The following is a 15,395-nucleotide window of genomic DNA, read 5'->3' as shown; positions in this document are numbered from 1 at the left end:
AGGCAGAGACTTAAGTATTAGTACCGCAAGGGATAACCAGCAAGGAAACTCATGGATAAATGAGCAGGGCGGACGATCAGCGACCCGTTGGTCGGATTGTGTAAGGTTTTGGTAAAACCGACTGCAACGTAGGCGTCAGGGGGTACTCTGTTCTAGATAGTCCAAACCGATGATTCAAGATGAACACACTTCCGTCGCAGCTCAATGCTGAACGCGGGGCGTTCTCCAGTTTCGAGGCGTGTCGCAATACCCAGAAGGGCCCTGTGGTGATTCTTGCCTCAGGGGCCTCGGCCAGGCAGTTCCCCTTGCGTGAATTCGCCCACCTTCCCGTAATTGCCATGAATGGTTCAGTCGCGCTCACCGCCGCCTGCGGGATAAAGCCGTTTTTCTACGTCTGCACCGACAAGAGCTTTCGTGATCAACAGCCTGAGCTGTTTACCACGGCCTTGCATCACAGCGAGCGCCTGGCCCTGTGGCCCGAGCAGTTCGCCGGCGCGGATATTCCGGCAGGCACCGAGTGCTACCCGCTGCACAAGGCCGACAACCCGGGAGTACTCGATGGCTTGCGTGGGCATGGTGCAAGCCATGTCTGCAGTCGCGCGCTGTGGAGCAAGCGGGCGCGGTCGATCGCCTTCAGCAAGGACCTGTCCAGTGGCTACTACGATGCTCGCACGGTGGCCTATGTCGCCCTGCAGCTGGCGTACCACCTGGGGTTCGAGCAGGTGCTGATGGTGGGTGTGGACCTCGACCAGTCGCTGGGCCGTTTTTACGAGAGCGGCGAGGGCGAATGTTCACCTTGCGGGCTCGACCAGCACTGGGACAGCCGCATCCTGCCATCGCTGGCGCTGATGGCCGAGCACGTAGTCAACGAGCATTTTCAGGTGTACAACCTGTCTGCCGTGTCGCGCATCCCCCCGGCGTTGATCCCCCGAATCGGCCTGGATGAAGCGCGGCGCATCGCTGCCTGAACATTACCGGCGCAAGAAAGCGAGTGCGCAGGCCGGGGCACGGCGCTACAGTGCGCCGACCTTGCCACGCAGTGAGTACCTCGCATGTCCAGCGCCTTCACCTTCATGCAATCCCCGGTCGGTACCCTGACCCTGGTGGCCCGCGGCGATTGCCTGGCCGCCGTGCTGTGGGAAGAAGAGCGGGAAAACCGCGTGCGCCTGGGCGCGCTGCACCGTGATGACCAGCAGCCGATACTGCGCGAGGCTGCGCGCCAGCTGGGTGAGTATTTTGCCGGCAAGCGCCGACGTTTCGAGCTGGCGCTGGACTTTGCCGGTACCGAGTTCCAGCGCCAGGTGTGGGCGGCGCTGCTGACCATTCCATTTGGCGAGACGCGCAGCTACAGCGACATCGCCCGGCAGATCGGCAGCCCCAGTGCGGTAAGGGCGGTGGGCGCGGCCAACGGGCGTAATCCGATCTCGATCATCGCGCCGTGCCACCGCGTGATTGGCGCGTCCGGAAGCCTGACCGGTTTTGCCGGTGGCTTGCCGGCCAAGCAATTCCTGTTGGCGCTGGAAGGGCGACAGAGCCTGGCGTTGGACTTGTAGCCGATACAGCCCGCAGCCCGGCGGCATCAGCTGAGCGCATAGACAATCAGGCAGATCACCAGCGCCACCGCCGAGCCCGCCATCAACGTGTACTGCCGATGTGCCCGACGTGCATGCGGCCGCACTTCCCGCAAGTACTGCCCGGGCGGCGGCGCATCCGGGCGGTGGCGCAACGCTTCAGCAATGTCCGCCAACTGGCCCTGGATCAACAGCCCTACCAGGTAGTAGGTACTGGCAAAACTGGCCAGGATCAAAAGCAGGTATTTCATGCCGCTGGCGCGTCCAGCGGTACGCCAGTGGCGCAGGAAGCCAGGGTGTCCAGCACGATCATGCCTTCATCACGTTCGCCCAGCGCCGCCAGCAATTGGCCCTGGCTGTCCCAGGCGGCCGAGCCACCGGCACCCACGAAGTTGTCGGCAGGGCCGACGCAGTTGGCCATCAACACCGGGATACCCAGGGTACGCGCCACTTCCGGGTAGTGCTCGTAGCCTTCGCGGATGCCCTTGGCAGTCTTCGCCACGCTCACCAGGTACAGCTGCGCGCCACGTGCGCGCGCGTCTGCGGCATGCGCCATGAACATCGATTCGTAACAGATGGCAGGCGCCACCTGCAGCTGCCCGGCCGCGAATACCAATGGCTGGTCACCGGCCGCGAAAAACGCCAGCTCGTCGGCATGCAGGCGCTGTTTGGCGTACGCCAGCGGCGGCTGGCGGGGGCGCAGGATCGGCATGCCGATCTGTATGCCCGCTGGGGTAGGCAGCGGCAGGCCCACGGCGACGCAGATATTCAGCCGGTCACAGAGTGCCTGCAACGGCTCGAGCCGGGCAGAGCTGATCGGCAATGCCACCTGCCGGGCCAAGGTGGGCTCGTAGCCGGTCAGCGACAGTTCGGGAAACACCACCAGGTCGGCGCCCAGCGCTGCGGCCTGCTCGATGCAGCGCAAGTGCCGGTCAAGGTTGCCTGGCAAATCGCCTTTGCGTGATGCCAGCTGGACGGCGCAGAGTTTCATGGGTGAGTCCTTTCCCTGATACAGATCGAAGGGCCGAGCATACTCTCGGCAGGATCGCCTGTGCCAGTGAAGGGATTTTCAGGAGGCTGGCTGGGGCGCGAAGCGCTGGCGGAACCAGTCGTTCAACATGGCTTTTTCCGCATACAGCCGGTCGCTGCCGCTGGTCACCCGGCCCGGGCGGCTGAGGTACATCTTGTCACTGACCCGTTCCTCAGCCTGCTGGGTCGGTTGGCCGGGCTGGCTCAGGGTGTAGCTTAGGTCGATGGTCGGCCAGGTGATGTCGCGCATGAAGCGCACATCGTAGGCACGGCTGTGCCACGGCTCGAAACGGCCGGCCAGGTCGATGTCACGGATGTCGATGACCAGTTGCTGGCCCGGTTGCAGGTAGCGCTGGCCAAGCTTGTGCAGGTATTGAGTAAGTGTCTTGATCACGTAAGCGTCGGCGCCGCGTTCGTAACCCGCGCTGTCCAGGCTGGCGTCGCGGAATTTTTCCGGGTGATCGAAATGCACCTCGACCTGCGCAGGTGGGGTGGCTTGTGCCATGCTGTTGGTTGATAGCGCCATCAGCGCGGCACAGACAAGAGCGGTACGCATGATGCACCTCCGGGGCGGGCTGCCTGTTCGCCCATTTTACGCCTGCCAGGGTGCGGCAGCAGAGGAACATTGTAATGAGCCGGTTTCGGCGGGTAGCCGCCAACAGCCACGGGCGTGACCTGGCCGTTGGCGATATTCACGGGCATTTTCGGCGCCTTGAGCAGTGCCTGGCCGCAGTGGGCTTCGACCCGCAGGTGGACCGCCTGTTCAGCGTCGGCGACCTGGTTGACCGCGGCCCGCACAGCGAAGAAGCCCTGGCCTGGTTGGCTAAGCCGTGGTTCCACGCGGTGCAAGGCAACCACGAGTCGCTGGCCATCACCCACCTGTATGGCGGGCGGCTTGACCTGGAAATGTACCGGGCGGCGGGCGGTGGCTGGTTCATCGACTTGCCCAGTGACCAGCAAGCGGTGTTTGTCGAGCAGTTCCTGCAACTGCCGATTGCCATGGAGGTTCAGACCCCGGCCGGGTTGATCGGCCTGTTGCACGCTGATAGCCCCTTCGCTGACTGGGCCGCATTGCGCGAGAGCCTGCTGTTCGACGATGACGCAAAAGTACGCGAGGTCTGCCAGTGGTCGCGCCAACGCCTGAAGGGCAGTGATACCCAAGCCGTAGAAGGCGTGCGAGCCCTGCTGGTCGGGCACACACCGGTGTTGCAGGCCAAAAGGCTGGGCAACGTCTGGCACCTGGACACCGGTGGCTGGGCCAGTGGCCATTTCAGCTTGATGGACATGGCCACCTTGGCCCTGCTCAGCCCTGCACCAGGTGAACCATCAACGCCGCCGCCAGCAGCATCAACATGACCCCCGATGCCCGTTCCAGCCAGGGCAGGGCATGGGTGAAGCGGCGCAGCAGGCGTCGATTGCCGATGGCCACGGCCACCAGCAGGTCCCAGAGCAGCACGATGCTGAACATCCAGGCACCATAGGCCCACTTCCAGCCAGCACCACTGCTGGCGACCATGCTCGCCAAGCTGGCATAGAACAGCGCGTTCTTGGGGTTGAGGATGCCAGACACAAAGCCCATTCTCAGCCCCCGCCACCAACCTCGAATAGCCCCGCGCGCATCGACGACAGCCAGGTCGCACTGCCCGGCATGGCGCAGGAACAGCGCGCCGATGTACAGCAGGTAGGCCGCACCGGCCAGCTGCAGGGCGATGAACAGCGCACTGCCTTCGCGCAGGATGGCCAGGCCGGCGAAGGCTACGCCGATGAACAGGCCATTGGCCAGGGCGATGCCCAGGCAGGCACCGCTGGCCACGCGCCAACCGGCATTGATCGAGGTGCGGGCAACGAGGAAAAAGTCCGGCCCGGGGGACAGCAGGGCGAGGAAGTGGGCGAGGGCGATGATCAGGAACTGCTCCATGGGGTGGGCTTGCTCAGGTGAGAAAGCCGCAGTGTGGAGGCAGGCCAGGCGCGGGTATTGAAGATTATTGCAGGCGGGCCGACGCCTGCCGGTATTCGCCAGGTGTCACCCCTACATGCGCTTTGAACACCCTCTGGAAATGGCTCTGGTCGGCGAAGCCCAACCGGTAAGCCACCTCGGCCAGGGCAAGCCCTTGGCGGAGCAAATGCCGGCCATGGTTGACCCGGGCATTGATCAGGTAGGCATGCGGCGTCAGCCCGGTTGCGGTGCGGAACGCCCGGATCAACTGGTAACGGCCCAGGCCTGCCTGGCGGGCCAACGCTTCAAGGCTCAACTGTGCAGGGTCTTGTGCTTCGATATGCTCGATCAGGCCTTTCAAGGCTGGCAGGGCCAGCTCAGGCGCTGGAGCAGGCGCCAACGGCGGGTGGGTGGAAAAATCATGGTCCCCCATGAAGGCGATCAGCGCGGCTTCCTTCTCGCCGATGCTCGCGGCAGAAAACAGCAGATCATTCAGCGCGCAAAACGCGTGATACAACGCCGGTGCCCGGCTGATCCGAGCCGGTGCCCCAGGCTCGGCCGCATCAAGGCCGGATTCCAGGCGCATGGCGGCCAGCCATTGCGCATCCATATGCAGCATCTGGTAGCTCCAGGCCTCGCCGGGCGCAGGGTTGCACGCATGCACCCGCTGCGCGGGCACCAGCACCACGGTGCCTGGCGTCAGGCGCTGCTGGCCTTGGGCAGCACCGGTGAAGTGGCTATAGCCTGCGTCCACAGCGCCCATGGAAAAGGTCGGGTGGCTGTGCGCCTTGTAGCAGGCGCGGCTATGGCAGGCGCGGCGGCTTTCCACCCAGGGCAGGGCGGGGTCACGCCAGAGGGAGGCTTGGGCTAAAGCGCGAGTGCGAGACATTGCGGCTTCCTCGGTAGGGCCGCAAGCTTAGCAGCGCCGGCCATACCGGGGCAAAACGGAGGAGGCTCCCGGGCGGAGCCTCCCAGGCCTTGCGCCTACCTGCTGCTACAGGGATTGCAAGGCGATGCTGGCGGTTTGCGAGTCCTGCGGGCTGTCAGCATCGATCCACACCCACTGGCTTCCATCGCCCTGCAGGTTTTCGTTGATGCTCTGGGTGGACGAGGTGGTGATATTGACCGTGCCCTGTTCCTTGGCCGTCGGCCCCATGCATTGCACCTGGCCGCTCAGCAAGCCATTGCTGGTTTCGTTGACCACGAACACCACCGCCTTGTCCTGGCGGAACTGGCACGAGATGAACTGGTTGATGGTACTGACGATGGTCAGTTTCATCCATTTGGAGGGCGGCACAGCGTAGTAGCGGGTGTATTTGTTGAACGGCACCTGCTCGCCGTTGGCCGGCAGCGGCTGGTTGTTCAGGCCGGCGGTATTGGTCGGCATGCTGACGCTGCCGATCCACGCTTCGACCTGGGCAATGCCGCTGTTGGGGGGTACCGACAGGGAAATCGTCTGGGTGTCCGTACCCGAAACGAAGCCTATCGAGGCCAGGCCGGCGTTGGCCGTGGTGCCGGGGATGGTCATCTGGCACGGTGGCTGGCTGTTGCTCCACACCAGGTTGACGTCGGCGTTGTTGTCCTTGCCCGCCGAGTTGTAGATGAACACCCCGTACAGCTGGCCTGGGCGCAGGGTGGTGCAGGTGGCAACGTCGCCGGAGCCAAGAGTAATGCGTTGGCCGCCGTTCCAGTTGATCTGTGCAGCGCTGATTCCGATGCTATCCATGTTGTAAATCCCTATACATGTTGAAAGGACAGGTGCTTTCACGCCGCTTCCGTTGCGCAGGGCTCCGTGCACCTGGGCACTTTTTTGTGCCAAGGGCAGGTATAGATCGCCTGGCATCGCCAGTTGATATTGATTTGCTATCAGTGTTTGCAGGCTTTCAAGCGAACCGCGATAGCCAACAGGCGAGCCCGCATGGCGCTTGGGCTTGCGCCCATACAGTTTTATTCTCCGGCTGTACCTTGACCGGATGGCCGGTAAGCGCCGAAATGACTGGCTGATGACAAGGAAAAGAACATGGACCTTTCGAGCCTGCTGCTATTCATCCCCGCCTGCTTCGCCCTGAACATGGCCCCGGGGCCGAACAACCTGCTGTCGCTGCACAACGCCAGCCGTTATGGCCTGCGTACCGCCTGCATGGCGGGTGGTGGGCGTATCCTCGCGTTCAGCGGCATGATCGCCTTGGCTGCCATGGGCCTGGCCGTGGTATTGCACACCAGCGAATACCTGTTCCTGGCGATCAAGGTGGTGGGCGCGGCCTACCTGTTCTACATCGCGTGGCAACTGTGGCGTGCCCCGGTGGGCGAAGCGGTGGTCGCAGGTGAGCAGCCACGTGGCGGCTGGCGCCTGGCGCGGCAGGAGTTCTGGGTGGCAGCGGGCAACCCGAAGGCGATCTTGATCTTCACCGCCTTTCTGCCCCAGTTCGTTTCAGTCGCCAGCCCTACGCCAGTGGGTGAGCAGTTCCTCTACCTGGGTGTGCTGTTCTTGTTGCTGGAGTGGGCGGCGATCGCCATCTACGCGGGCCTGGGCGCCTACCTGCAGCGCTGGTTCAGCCAGCCAGGGCCGCGCCGGATGTTCAATCGGGCCAGCGCATCCCTGCTGGGCTGCGCTGGCCTAGGGTTGCTGGCAGCTCGCCGCTAGAACTGCCAGCGCACACCCAGGTTCACGCCGCTGGCTTCCTGCTGGCGGCTGTCCAGGTTGCTGGCGTACTGCACACCGCCGTGCAGGCTCAGCGCTTCGTTCACCTGGGCGACCAGCCCGGCTTCAAGCTGCAGCGAGGTGTAGCGGTAATCGGTCTTGATCGAGTCCACGCCGTCAAACGTCAGGGTGTCGCGGCCACCGTCGCCATGCCACAGGTTGACCTGCGCGTAGGGCTGCAGCAGGCGGGCGCTGCTACCGGTAAAGCTGCCTTCCAGGCGCACGCCGAGGCGGCCGGTCAGCTCCACCTGGGCGTCGTAGGTAACATGCGAAATGCTGTCGTTGGCGCTGTCGAGTGACACCTTCTGGGCGATGAGCTGGGCCTGCGGTTCGACGGTCCAGCGTTCGGATACGCTGATCGGGTAACCGGACTCCAATGAGGCCGTCCAGGCGTGGCCGTTGATGTTCAGCTTGTCGCCACGCTGGGAGCGGGCGCGGCCGTCCAGGTCGGTGTACTGCAGCACGGCATCGAGGTACCCGCGCTGCGGGCCGACCAGCGTCCAGTAGGCACCCACGCTGTCCCCATCGAGCGTGAGGTCACCGACACTGCGGTCCTCGACGGCCAGGGCGAAGCCTTTTACATCCGCATTCAGGCGGCTGTGGCTGACGTAAATGCCCACCTGCTGGCGGTAACCGCTGTCACTGACGCGGGCATACAGGTCCTGGCCTACCTTGAAGCCGTACAGGTCGCCGTCCAGGCTCGGGCTGACCGTACCACTCCATTGCTGGCGCAAGGTGCCGCCATAGGCTTGGCCCCAGGCTGCGGGCAGGCCACCCTGGCCGTCGAGCAACTGCTGATCGCCCTGGCGCTGGTGGAACGTGCCAAGGGCCTGGCGGGCGATAAGGGCGGCGCCGCGTGGGGCAGCCGCGTAAACCGGTACTTCGGGGCGGTACAGCGGCGTGCTGACGCCGGCTACCGGGGCAGGCAGCTCGGCCTGGCCAGGGGCGGGTGCTGCCACCGGCGGCGTGGCCGCCGGCTCCTCGGTGGGGTCAGTGCCGGGGTTAACCGGTACGCTTGGCTCTGGCGGCACGGGGGTGACCGGCGGTGCCGCCACCAGCGTGGAACGCAGGAACCAGCTGTTTTCCGAACCTGCGGTGACACCGCCTTTGAACAGCCGGTAATCGTAGGCACCTGCCGACAATGTCTGCGTTTGGGTGAAGGCGGTGGCGCTGCTAGTGGCGCCGTCGCGGGCTTCGACCACCTGGATACCGTTTTGCGGCGTGGCCGCACCCGCGCCGCCCAGGTTGTTGACCAGCAGGCGGGTGCTGCCGCTGATGGCGCCCTGGCTGACCACCAGCCGGTCGGAGGCAGCGTTGTCACCGGCCAGCACGCTGTTCACACGCAATACGCCATCGTTGCCTTGGTAATCACCCTTGATCGTGAGGCGCCCCTGCGCATCGTTGCCGCCGCTCAAGTCAATTGTGCCGGCGTTGATTAGCGTTGCGCGTTGCCCTTCGGTGAACGCCGCAACCGTGCCCTGGCGGGAACGCAACGCGCTGCTGCCATCAAGGCTCAACGTGCCCGTTGCGCTATTGGCATCGCCCAGCGTCATCGTGTCGTTGAGTGTGAGGACGCTGTTGTCGGTCAGGCTGATCGTCTCCCAGTTGGGATACAGCACGCCGCCCGCCACCTGGCTGTTACTGAAGCGCAAACTGTCATTGCCGTCACCGCCGTCCAGCGTGTTGACCAGGGTGTTGGCGTCGAGGTTGCTGATAGTGGCCTGGTCATTGCCCAGGCCCATGTCGACCCGGCCACCGATGCTGCCGCCCGACCAATTGAAAACGTCGTCGCCGGCACTGGCCAGTACGTTGCCGCGCAAGGCGCCGCCACTGATGGTGATCGTATCCACACCGCCACTGGTGCTGATGTTTCCACCGATGGTGCCACCGCGCAGGATGATGGTGTCGTTGCCGAAACCGCTCACCAGGTTGCCATCGATGAGGGTCGCTACGGCTGTGTCCTGGGACATTTCGAAATAGTTGTTGGCGAGTTTCAGGTCCACCCGGCCGATGCGCCCGCCACTGAAAATGGCCCGGTCGCCGTCTTCGAAGGCACCGATGATGCGCCCGTCGGCCATGCTGAAGGTGTCGTAGCTTTCACCCTGGTTCAGTGACTGAACCGTGCCGCCTGTCATGGTGAAGTCATCGATGGCCGGTGTCTGCACCACGGCACCCAAGGTGTCGCCGGCCGAGACAGTCAGGTTCTCAGCGTGAATCGCGGCAGGCAGGGCAAGCAGGGGTAACGCGGCAGCGGCCAGCAAGTGAGGAAAACGCATCGGCAGGTCTCCGTGTCCATGTGAGAGGGACCACTACCTGGCGCCCCCCCAATGGGGGTTACACCGGCCCTGCCTGCTTTGTATGTAAATGCCCGCCAGTGGACAACTGGCAGAAATGCTAGGTGGCGCGTCGCTATCAGTCGCGATAGAACGTCTGCACCAGGTGGTAACCGAACTTGCTCTTGATCGGCCCGTGCACCACGCGCAATGGCTTTTTGAAGATTACCTGGTCGATCGCGCCCACCATCTGCCCGGGGCGCACTTCGCCCAGGTCGCCGCCGCGCTTGCCCGAAGGGCAGGTGGAAAACTTCTTGGCCAACACGTCGAAGGCTTCGCCGTTGGCGATGCGCTGCTTGAGCTTTTCGGCTTCGTCAGCGGTCTTGACCAGGATGTGGCGGGCTTGAGCTTTCATGGGACACCTGTACTTCGGGATAAAAAAAAGGGCGCCATTATGCCTGATCGCGCAGCTGCGTGCGGTCACGCAACTGCACGAGCAACCTGGGGGTTGGCAAGGCGGGGGGGTACTTATTCCACCTTGGCCTTCTTCACGTCCTGCGACGCCGACCACACGCGATACCGCACCTCGACACCTTCCGGCACATACACCACGACCGGCAGCTTGCTGTTGTAGCGCAGCATGAAACCTTCACCGACTACCGGCACGAAGTCCATTTTCTTCTTGCCATCCGGGCAAGCCATCAGGGTGCTGGCCGGGCCGCCGACCTTGTCCAGGCGGTAGTAGGTGTAGCCCCAGCCTTCGAGGGTACGCTCTTCCAGGCTGCCGGCCAGGCGCTGGCGGTTGCAGTCGACCTCCAGCGTCTTGCCAGCCAGAATTTCCAGCTTGTAGGCGTATTCATCGGCTTGTGCCGGCAGGTGGATCACCTGCCGGGTGAAGCCTTTTTCTGCATCGGGGTAGGGTGCGACGTCCTTGAGGCTGGCGGCCATCGCCGGGGCGGCGGCAGCCAGGGTCAGGGCCAAAATCACGGACAGTGGGGTTGGGCGCATACGGCCTCCTTGCAATTGAACGGGTGCCAGACCAGCGCCAGGCCCAGGCCGGCCATCACTGGGCCAGCCAGCCACCATCGACGTTCCAGGCGGCGCCGCGGACCTGGCTTGCGGCCTCGCTGCACAGGAATAGTACCAGTTCACCCAGGTGCTCAGGCGTGACGAAGGCCAATGAAGGCTGCTTCTCGGCCAGCAGATCCGCCTGCGCTTGCTGCGGGTCAATACCCTTGGCGGCGCGTTCGTCGATCTGCTTCTGCACCAGCGGGGTCAGCACCCAGCCCGGGCAGATAGCGTTGCAGGTGACGTTACCGGTGGCCGTTTCAAGCCCCACCACCTTGGTCAGGCCGACCACGCCGTGCTTGGCAGCCACGTACGCCGCCTTGCCGGTGGAGCCGACCAGCCCATGCACCGAGGCGATGTTGATGATCCGCCCCCATTCGCGCTTACGCATGCCCGGCAGCGCCAGGCGCGTGCCGTGGAACACCGCTGACAGGTTCAGGGCGATGATCTTGTCCCAGCTTTGCACCGGGAACTGCTCGACCGGCGCGACGTGCTGAATACCCGCGTTGTTGACCAGAATATCGACGCCGCCGAACTCGCGCTCGGCGAAGGCGAACAGTGCTTCGATCTGGGCCACATCGGCAAGGTCGGCCGGGTGGTGCGCAGCCTTGCCGCCATGCTGCGCAACCTCGGCCAGCGCCGCTGCGGGGTCGCCAAACCCGTTGAGCAGAATGTTGGCTCCGGCGCGCGCCAGGACCTGGGCGATGCCCAGCCCGATGCCACTGGTGGAACCGGTGACCAGTGCAGTTTTACCTCTGAGTGTCATGCCAATCCTCCTTGCAACGAAATGCCCGCGATAGGGCCGCTGCGCACTACCGCCGCGGATCAAACGCCTCCCGCAAGGCATCCCCGATAAACACCAGCAACGACAGGATCACCGCCAGTGCAAAGAATGCAGTAAAGCCCAGCCACGGCGCCTCCAGGTGCTGCTTGCCCTGCGTCACCAGCTCACCCAGCGAAGCGCTCCCGGCCGGCATGCCAAAGCCCAGAAAGTCCAATGCGGTCAACGTGGTGATGGCCCCGGTCAGCATGAACGGCACGTAGGTCAGCGTGGCGTTCAGTGCGTTGGGCAGGATGTGCCGGAACATCACCTGGCTGTCCCGCAGCCCCAGGGCGCGGGCAGCCTTGACGTATTCCAGGTTGCGCCCGCGAAGGAACTCGGCGCGTACCACATCGACCAGCGTCAACCACGAAAACAGCGCCATGATGCCCAGCAACCACCAGAAGTCCGGCTCGACGAAGCCACTCAGAATGATCAGCAGATACAGCACCGGCAACCCCGACCATACCTCCAGCACACGCTGCCCAAGCAGGTCGACCCACCCGCCGTGGTAGCCCTGCAAGGCGCCGGCGACCACGCCAATCAGCACGCTGACCACGGTCAGGGCGAAGGCGAACAGCAGCGACACCCGGGTACCGTACAACACCCGCGCCAGCACGTCGCGGCCCTGGTCGTCGGTGCCCAGCCAGTTGCCACTGCTCGGCGGGCTGGGGGTGGGCACCTGCAGGTCATAGTTGGGGGTGTCGGCGCTGAACGGGATGGGCGCAAACAGCATCCAGCCACCCTGGCCCTCGATCAGCTGGCGCACATAGGCGCTGCGGTAATCAGGCTGGAACGGCAGCTGGCCACCGAACTGCTGTTCGCTGTAGCGCTTGAGCGCCGGCACGTACAGCTCGCCCTTGTAGCCAAGCAGCAAAGGCTTGTCATTGGCCACCAGCTCCGCCCCGAGGCTAAGCAGCAACAGGCCGGCGAACAGCCACAGCGACACCCAACCCAGGCGGTTGCGGCGAAAACGCTGCAGGCGGCGACGCGATACCGGCGAGAGCATCAGCGGCTCCTCGCGTCGAAGTCGATGCGTGGGTCGAGCAGGGTGTACGACAAGTCGCCGATCAGGCGGATCAGCAGGCCCGCCAGGGTGAAGATGAACAACGTGCCGAACACCACCGGGTAATCCCGCGACACCGCCGCCTCGTAACTCATGCGCCCCAGGCCATCGAGCGAGAAAATCACCTCGATCAGCAGCGAGCCTGCAAAAAACACCGTGATCAACGCCTGCGGCAACCCCGCCAGCACCAGCAGCATGGCGTTGCGCAACACATGCCCGTAAAGCACCCGGCGCTCGCTCAGGCCTTTGGCCCGAGCGGTGACCACATACTGGCGGGAGATTTCGTCAAGGAAGGCATTTTTGGTCAGCAGCGTCAGCGTGGCGAACCCGCCGATCACCAGCGCACCCACCGGCAATACCAGGTGCCAGAAGTAATCGGCGACCTTGCCCAGCAGGCTGAGCTGGTCGAAGTCGTCAGATACCAGGCCGCGTACGGGGAACCAGTTCAGCGAGGTACCGCCGGCGAACAGCACGATCAGCAGCAGGGCGAACAGGAACGAGGGCAGGGCGTAGCCAATCACGATCAGCGCGCTGCTCCAGGCGTCGAAGCGGCTGCCGTGGCGCACGGCCTTGCGGATGCCCAGCGGGATCGACACCAGGTAGGTGATCAGCGTGGCCCAGAAACCCAGCGACAACGTCACCGGCAGCTTGTCGAGGATCAGGTCGGTGACCTTGGCACCGCGGAAGAAGCTCTGGCCGAAGTCCAGCCGCGCGTATTGGCCGAGCATCAGCCACAGGCGCTCGGGGGCCGACTTGTCGAAGCCGTACTGGCGCTTGATCTCTTCGATCAGTTTCGGGTCCAGGCCACGGGTGGCGCGGGATTCACCGTGCATCACTTCAGTGCGCGCCCCCGGGGCACCGCCGCCGATGCCTTGCAGCCTGGCCACGGCCTGCTCCACGGGGCCACCGGGGGCGGCCTGAACAATGGCGAAGTTGACCAGCAGGATCGCCAGCAGCGTGGGGATGATCAGCAGCAGGCGCCGCAGGATATAGGCCGTCATGGCTTGGCCTTTTGGCGCTCGGCCATCTGTGCGTTGGTCAGCGCGCTGGGGCTGACTTCCCACCAGCTGTCCAGGCCTTCGTCATAGGCGGGCTGCACCTTGGGCAGGCCGAAGCGGTTCCACCACACGGTCGAGCTGCCCGGCGGGTAATAGTTGGGGATCCAGTAGTAGTTCCATTGCAGCACCCGGTCCAGCGCGTGGGCGTGGCGCAGCATGTCGGCCTGGGTGTCGGCGCGCACCAGCCCGTCTATCAGGGTGTCGACTGCGGGGTCTTTGAGCACCATCAGGTTGTTGGAACCCGGGTCGTTGGCCGCCGCAGAGCCGAAGTAGTTGTACAGCTCGGCGCCCGGCGACAGTGTGGTCGCATAGCCGGTGACGATCATGTCGTAATCGCGGGCCATGACGCGGTTGACGTACTGCGCCGAGTCGACGTTGCGGATGTTCAGGGTGATGCCGATCTGCGCCAGGTTGCGCTTCCATGGCAGCAGCAGGCGCTCGAGGCCGGACTGCCCATTGAGGAAGGTGAACGCCAGAGGCTCACTGGCGGCGTTCACTAGCCGATCATTTTCCGGGTGCCAGCCCGCTTGTTCGAGCAAGGCCAGCGCCTGCAACTGTTGCGTGCGGATGATCCCCGACCCATCGGTTACCGGTGCCGTGAACACCTGGCTGAAAACCTCGTCCGGCACCTTGCCGCGCAGCGGTTCGAGCAGTCGCAGCTCGCTGGCATCGGGCAGCGCGCGCGCGGCCAGCGGGGTGTTGGCAAACACGCTCTGCTGGCGGATGTACAGGTTGCGCATCATCTGCCGGTTGCTCCATTCGAAGTCCCAGAGCATGGCCAGTGCCTGGCGCACGCGGCGGTCCTTGAACTGCGGCTGGTCGAGGTTGAACACGAACCCCTGGGCGGTCTGTGGCTTGGCCGGGCCCAGGTGGGCGCGCTGCAAGCGGCCGTCGTCCAGTTGTGCGCCGTTGTAGCCGAGGGTGTAGGCGGTTGCGGAAAACTCGCGGTTGTAGTCGTAGCCACCGCCCTTTAGCACCTGGCGCGCCACTTCGGTGTCGCCGAAAAATTCGACGCGAATACGCTCGAAGTTGAAGCGGCCGCGGTTTACCGGCAGGTCCTTGGCCCACCAGCGCGGGTCGCGCTCGAAGGTGATGCTGCGGCCGTTGTCGATGCGCCCGATGCGGTACGGGCCACTGCCGACCGGCGTGTCGAAGCCGGCGCCGTTGGCGAAGTCGCGCTGTTGCCAATCGTGTTCGGGCAGCACCGGCAGGCTGGCGAGGTCCAGCGCCAAGGCGCGGCCGTGGGGCTGCTTGAAGTCGAAGCGTACGCGGTGCGGGCCTTCGACGGTAACACCGGTGACGTCGGCGAACTGGGTGCGGTACTTGAGGCTGCCCTGGCTCATCAGTTTCTCGAAACTGAAGCGCACATCTTCGGCGCGTACCGGCTTGCCGTCGGCGAAGGTGGCCTTGGGGTCGATCTCGAAACGCAGCCAGGCGTCTTGCGGGCCGCGCTCCATGCGCCGGGCGATCAGGCCATAGACGGTGTAGGGTTCATCGAACGAGCGCACCGCCAGTGGGGCATACAGCCAACCGTCGACCTCGCTGACGCCGGTGCCTTTGTCGATGTAGGGCAGAATATGGTCGAACTGGCCGATCTCCATGGCCGAGCGGCGCAGGGTACCGCCCTTGGGGGCGTCGGGGTTGACGTAGTCGAAGTGGCGGAAGCTTTCAGCGTAGCGGGGTGTTTCGCCGTAGACGGTGAGGGCGTGGGTGGGGGCAGCCAGGGCCGCAAGGCTCATGCACGCCAGTAACAAGCCCAGAAAACCCTGTAGGAGCGGGCTTGCCCGCGATAAGGCCCGGCCAGACAACGGCGTTGCCTGCTCGGGCCTCATCGCGGGCAAGCCCGCTCCTACAAGGATATTCATCGCCAGTG

Annotated in this window: 17 protein-coding genes; 4 read left to right on the top strand and 13 right to left on the bottom strand. The window is 64.4% G+C overall.

What is annotated here, in order from left to right; all coding sequences use genetic code 11:
- Positions 1 to 179: 179 nt before the first annotated feature.
- Both ACFY68_RS19675 and ACFY68_RS19670 read left to right on the top strand, forming a co-directional pair.
- Positions 180 to 968, top strand: coding sequence for a lipopolysaccharide biosynthesis protein (locus ACFY68_RS19675; RefSeq protein WP_387530640.1), 789 nt, complete (start codon positions 180 to 182; stop codon positions 966 to 968).
- An 84-nt stretch (positions 969 to 1,052) separates the two neighbouring features.
- Entirely contained in the window at positions 1,053 to 1,553 is a 501-nt protein-coding gene (locus tag ACFY68_RS19670; protein ID WP_387530637.1) for a methylated-DNA--[protein]-cysteine S-methyltransferase, read from the top strand.
- A 26-nt stretch (positions 1,554 to 1,579) separates the two neighbouring features.
- On the opposite strand, the gene ACFY68_RS19665 is transcribed toward ACFY68_RS19670, so the two are convergent.
- From ACFY68_RS19665 to ACFY68_RS19655, 3 genes are all read right to left on the bottom strand, one after another.
- Positions 1,580 to 1,822 carry a hypothetical protein gene (locus ACFY68_RS19665; protein WP_387530634.1) on the bottom strand — a complete coding sequence of 81 codons (243 nt, stop codon included), beginning with the start codon at positions 1,820 to 1,822 and terminating at the stop codon, positions 1,580 to 1,582.
- On the bottom strand, positions 1,819 to 2,562 hold the full coding sequence (locus ACFY68_RS19660; RefSeq protein ID WP_387530631.1) for a carbon-nitrogen hydrolase family protein: 744 nt from the start codon (positions 2,560 to 2,562) through the stop codon (positions 1,819 to 1,821). Before ACFY68_RS19660 ends, ACFY68_RS19665 begins: the two co-directional genes overlap by 4 nt.
- 78 nt (positions 2,563 to 2,640) lie before the next feature.
- Positions 2,641 to 3,156: a DUF3016 domain-containing protein gene (locus tag ACFY68_RS19655; protein WP_387530628.1), complete on the bottom strand. Its 516-nt coding sequence runs from the start codon at positions 3,154 to 3,156 to the stop codon at positions 2,641 to 2,643.
- Positions 3,157 to 3,230: 74 nt separating this feature from the next.
- Between ACFY68_RS19655 and ACFY68_RS19650 the strand changes: the two genes are divergently transcribed.
- On the top strand, positions 3,231 to 3,956 hold the full coding sequence (locus ACFY68_RS19650; protein ID WP_387530625.1) for a metallophosphoesterase: 726 nt from the start codon (positions 3,231 to 3,233) through the stop codon (positions 3,954 to 3,956).
- Here ACFY68_RS19650 and ACFY68_RS19645 read toward each other — a convergent pair.
- The 3 genes from ACFY68_RS19645 to ACFY68_RS19635 form a co-directional block, all read right to left on the bottom strand.
- Positions 3,904 to 4,518, bottom strand: a complete 615-nt coding sequence (locus ACFY68_RS19645) for a LysE family translocator (RefSeq protein ID WP_387530622.1) — start codon at positions 4,516 to 4,518, stop codon at positions 3,904 to 3,906. The two genes, ACFY68_RS19650 and ACFY68_RS19645, sit on opposite strands and share 53 nt — an antisense overlap.
- Positions 4,519 to 4,582: 64 nt before the next feature.
- Complete coding sequence (locus ACFY68_RS19640) at positions 4,583 to 5,425, bottom strand: helix-turn-helix domain-containing protein (RefSeq protein ID WP_387530619.1); 843 nt, start codon at positions 5,423 to 5,425, stop codon at positions 4,583 to 4,585.
- 105 nt (positions 5,426 to 5,530) lie between these two features.
- Positions 5,531 to 6,262, bottom strand: a complete 732-nt coding sequence (locus ACFY68_RS19635; RefSeq protein WP_387530616.1) for a hypothetical protein — start codon at positions 6,260 to 6,262, stop codon at positions 5,531 to 5,533.
- A gap of 294 nt (positions 6,263 to 6,556) precedes the next feature.
- Here ACFY68_RS19635 and ACFY68_RS19630 point away from each other — a divergent pair, with 294 nt between their 5' ends.
- Entirely contained in the window at positions 6,557 to 7,180 is a 624-nt protein-coding gene (locus ACFY68_RS19630) for a LysE family translocator (protein ID WP_387530613.1), read from the top strand.
- On the opposite strand, the gene ACFY68_RS19625 is transcribed toward ACFY68_RS19630, so the two are convergent.
- The 7 genes from ACFY68_RS19625 to ACFY68_RS19595 all read right to left on the bottom strand — a co-directional run bounded on the left by ACFY68_RS19625 (position 7,177) and on the right by ACFY68_RS19595 (position 15,387).
- Complete coding sequence (locus ACFY68_RS19625) at positions 7,177 to 9,513, bottom strand: autotransporter outer membrane beta-barrel domain-containing protein (RefSeq protein ID WP_387530610.1); 2,337 nt, start codon at positions 9,511 to 9,513, stop codon at positions 7,177 to 7,179. The two genes, ACFY68_RS19630 and ACFY68_RS19625, sit on opposite strands and share 4 nt — an antisense overlap.
- Before the next feature lie 136 nt (positions 9,514 to 9,649).
- Positions 9,650 to 9,925: a peptidylprolyl isomerase gene (locus ACFY68_RS19620; protein ID WP_009686637.1), complete on the bottom strand. Its 276-nt coding sequence runs from the start codon at positions 9,923 to 9,925 to the stop codon at positions 9,650 to 9,652.
- Positions 9,926 to 10,038: 113 nt separating this feature from the next.
- Positions 10,039 to 10,518, bottom strand: a complete 480-nt coding sequence (gene eco, locus ACFY68_RS19615) for a serine protease inhibitor ecotin (RefSeq protein WP_387530605.1) — start codon at positions 10,516 to 10,518, stop codon at positions 10,039 to 10,041.
- A gap of 55 nt (positions 10,519 to 10,573) precedes the next feature.
- Entirely contained in the window at positions 10,574 to 11,344 is a 771-nt protein-coding gene (gene hbdH / locus ACFY68_RS19610) for a 3-hydroxybutyrate dehydrogenase (RefSeq protein WP_387530603.1), read from the bottom strand.
- Positions 11,345 to 11,390: 46 nt separating this feature from the next.
- The gene (locus tag ACFY68_RS19605; RefSeq protein WP_387530600.1) at positions 11,391 to 12,407 is read right to left on the bottom strand and encodes an ABC transporter permease; all 1,017 of its coding nucleotides are present in this window, start codon (positions 12,405 to 12,407) and stop codon (positions 11,391 to 11,393) included.
- Positions 12,407 to 13,465: a microcin C ABC transporter permease YejB gene (locus tag ACFY68_RS19600; RefSeq protein ID WP_387530598.1), complete on the bottom strand. Its 1,059-nt coding sequence runs from the start codon at positions 13,463 to 13,465 to the stop codon at positions 12,407 to 12,409. The genes ACFY68_RS19605 and ACFY68_RS19600 overlap by 1 nt, the downstream gene beginning before the upstream one ends.
- On the bottom strand, positions 13,462 to 15,387 hold the full coding sequence (locus ACFY68_RS19595) for an extracellular solute-binding protein (protein WP_387530595.1): 1,926 nt from the start codon (positions 15,385 to 15,387) through the stop codon (positions 13,462 to 13,464). Before ACFY68_RS19595 ends, ACFY68_RS19600 begins: the two co-directional genes overlap by 4 nt.
- Positions 15,388 to 15,395 lie beyond the last annotated feature (8 nt).

It is taken from the genome of Pseudomonas sp. NPDC012596 (assembly GCF_042902325.1).
In the GTDB taxonomy this organism is placed as follows: domain Bacteria; phylum Pseudomonadota; class Gammaproteobacteria; order Pseudomonadales; family Pseudomonadaceae; genus Aquipseudomonas.
Note: the sequence above shows the minus strand (reverse complement) of the source record. Positions and strands in the feature narration are given on the sequence as shown.

Coding starts and splice junctions, on each gene's coding strand:
- hbdH (WP_387530603.1), bottom strand. CDS start 11,344: ATGACACTCAGAGGTAAAACTGCACTGGTCACCGGTTCCACCAGTGGC.
- ACFY68_RS19640 (WP_387530619.1), bottom strand. CDS start 5,425: ATGTCTCGCACTCGCGCTTTAGCCCAAGCCTCCCTCTGGCGTGACCCC.
- ACFY68_RS19600 (WP_387530598.1), bottom strand. CDS start 13,465: ATGACGGCCTATATCCTGCGGCGCCTGCTGCTGATCATCCCCACGCTG.
- ACFY68_RS19635 (WP_387530616.1), bottom strand. CDS start 6,262: ATGGATAGCATCGGAATCAGCGCTGCACAGATCAACTGGAACGGCGGC.
- ACFY68_RS19630 (WP_387530613.1), top strand. CDS start 6,557: ATGGACCTTTCGAGCCTGCTGCTATTCATCCCCGCCTGCTTCGCCCTG.
- ACFY68_RS19595 (WP_387530595.1), bottom strand. CDS start 15,387: ATGAATATCCTTGTAGGAGCGGGCTTGCCCGCGATGAGGCCCGAGCAG.
- ACFY68_RS19650 (WP_387530625.1), top strand. CDS start 3,231: ATGAGCCGGTTTCGGCGGGTAGCCGCCAACAGCCACGGGCGTGACCTG.
- ACFY68_RS19645 (WP_387530622.1), bottom strand. CDS start 4,518: ATGGAGCAGTTCCTGATCATCGCCCTCGCCCACTTCCTCGCCCTGCTG.
- ACFY68_RS19655 (WP_387530628.1), bottom strand. CDS start 3,156: ATGCGTACCGCTCTTGTCTGTGCCGCGCTGATGGCGCTATCAACCAAC.
- ACFY68_RS19625 (WP_387530610.1), bottom strand. CDS start 9,513: ATGCGTTTTCCTCACTTGCTGGCCGCTGCCGCGTTACCCCTGCTTGCC.
- ACFY68_RS19665 (WP_387530634.1), bottom strand. CDS start 1,822: ATGAAATACCTGCTTTTGATCCTGGCCAGTTTTGCCAGTACCTACTAC.
- ACFY68_RS19675 (WP_387530640.1), top strand. CDS start 180: ATGAACACACTTCCGTCGCAGCTCAATGCTGAACGCGGGGCGTTCTCC.
- ACFY68_RS19620 (WP_009686637.1), bottom strand. CDS start 9,925: ATGAAAGCTCAAGCCCGCCACATCCTGGTCAAGACCGCTGACGAAGCC.
- eco (WP_387530605.1), bottom strand. CDS start 10,518: ATGCGCCCAACCCCACTGTCCGTGATTTTGGCCCTGACCCTGGCTGCC.
- ACFY68_RS19605 (WP_387530600.1), bottom strand. CDS start 12,407: ATGCTCTCGCCGGTATCGCGTCGCCGCCTGCAGCGTTTTCGCCGCAAC.
- ACFY68_RS19670 (WP_387530637.1), top strand. CDS start 1,053: ATGTCCAGCGCCTTCACCTTCATGCAATCCCCGGTCGGTACCCTGACC.
- ACFY68_RS19660 (WP_387530631.1), bottom strand. CDS start 2,562: ATGAAACTCTGCGCCGTCCAGCTGGCATCACGCAAAGGCGATTTGCCA.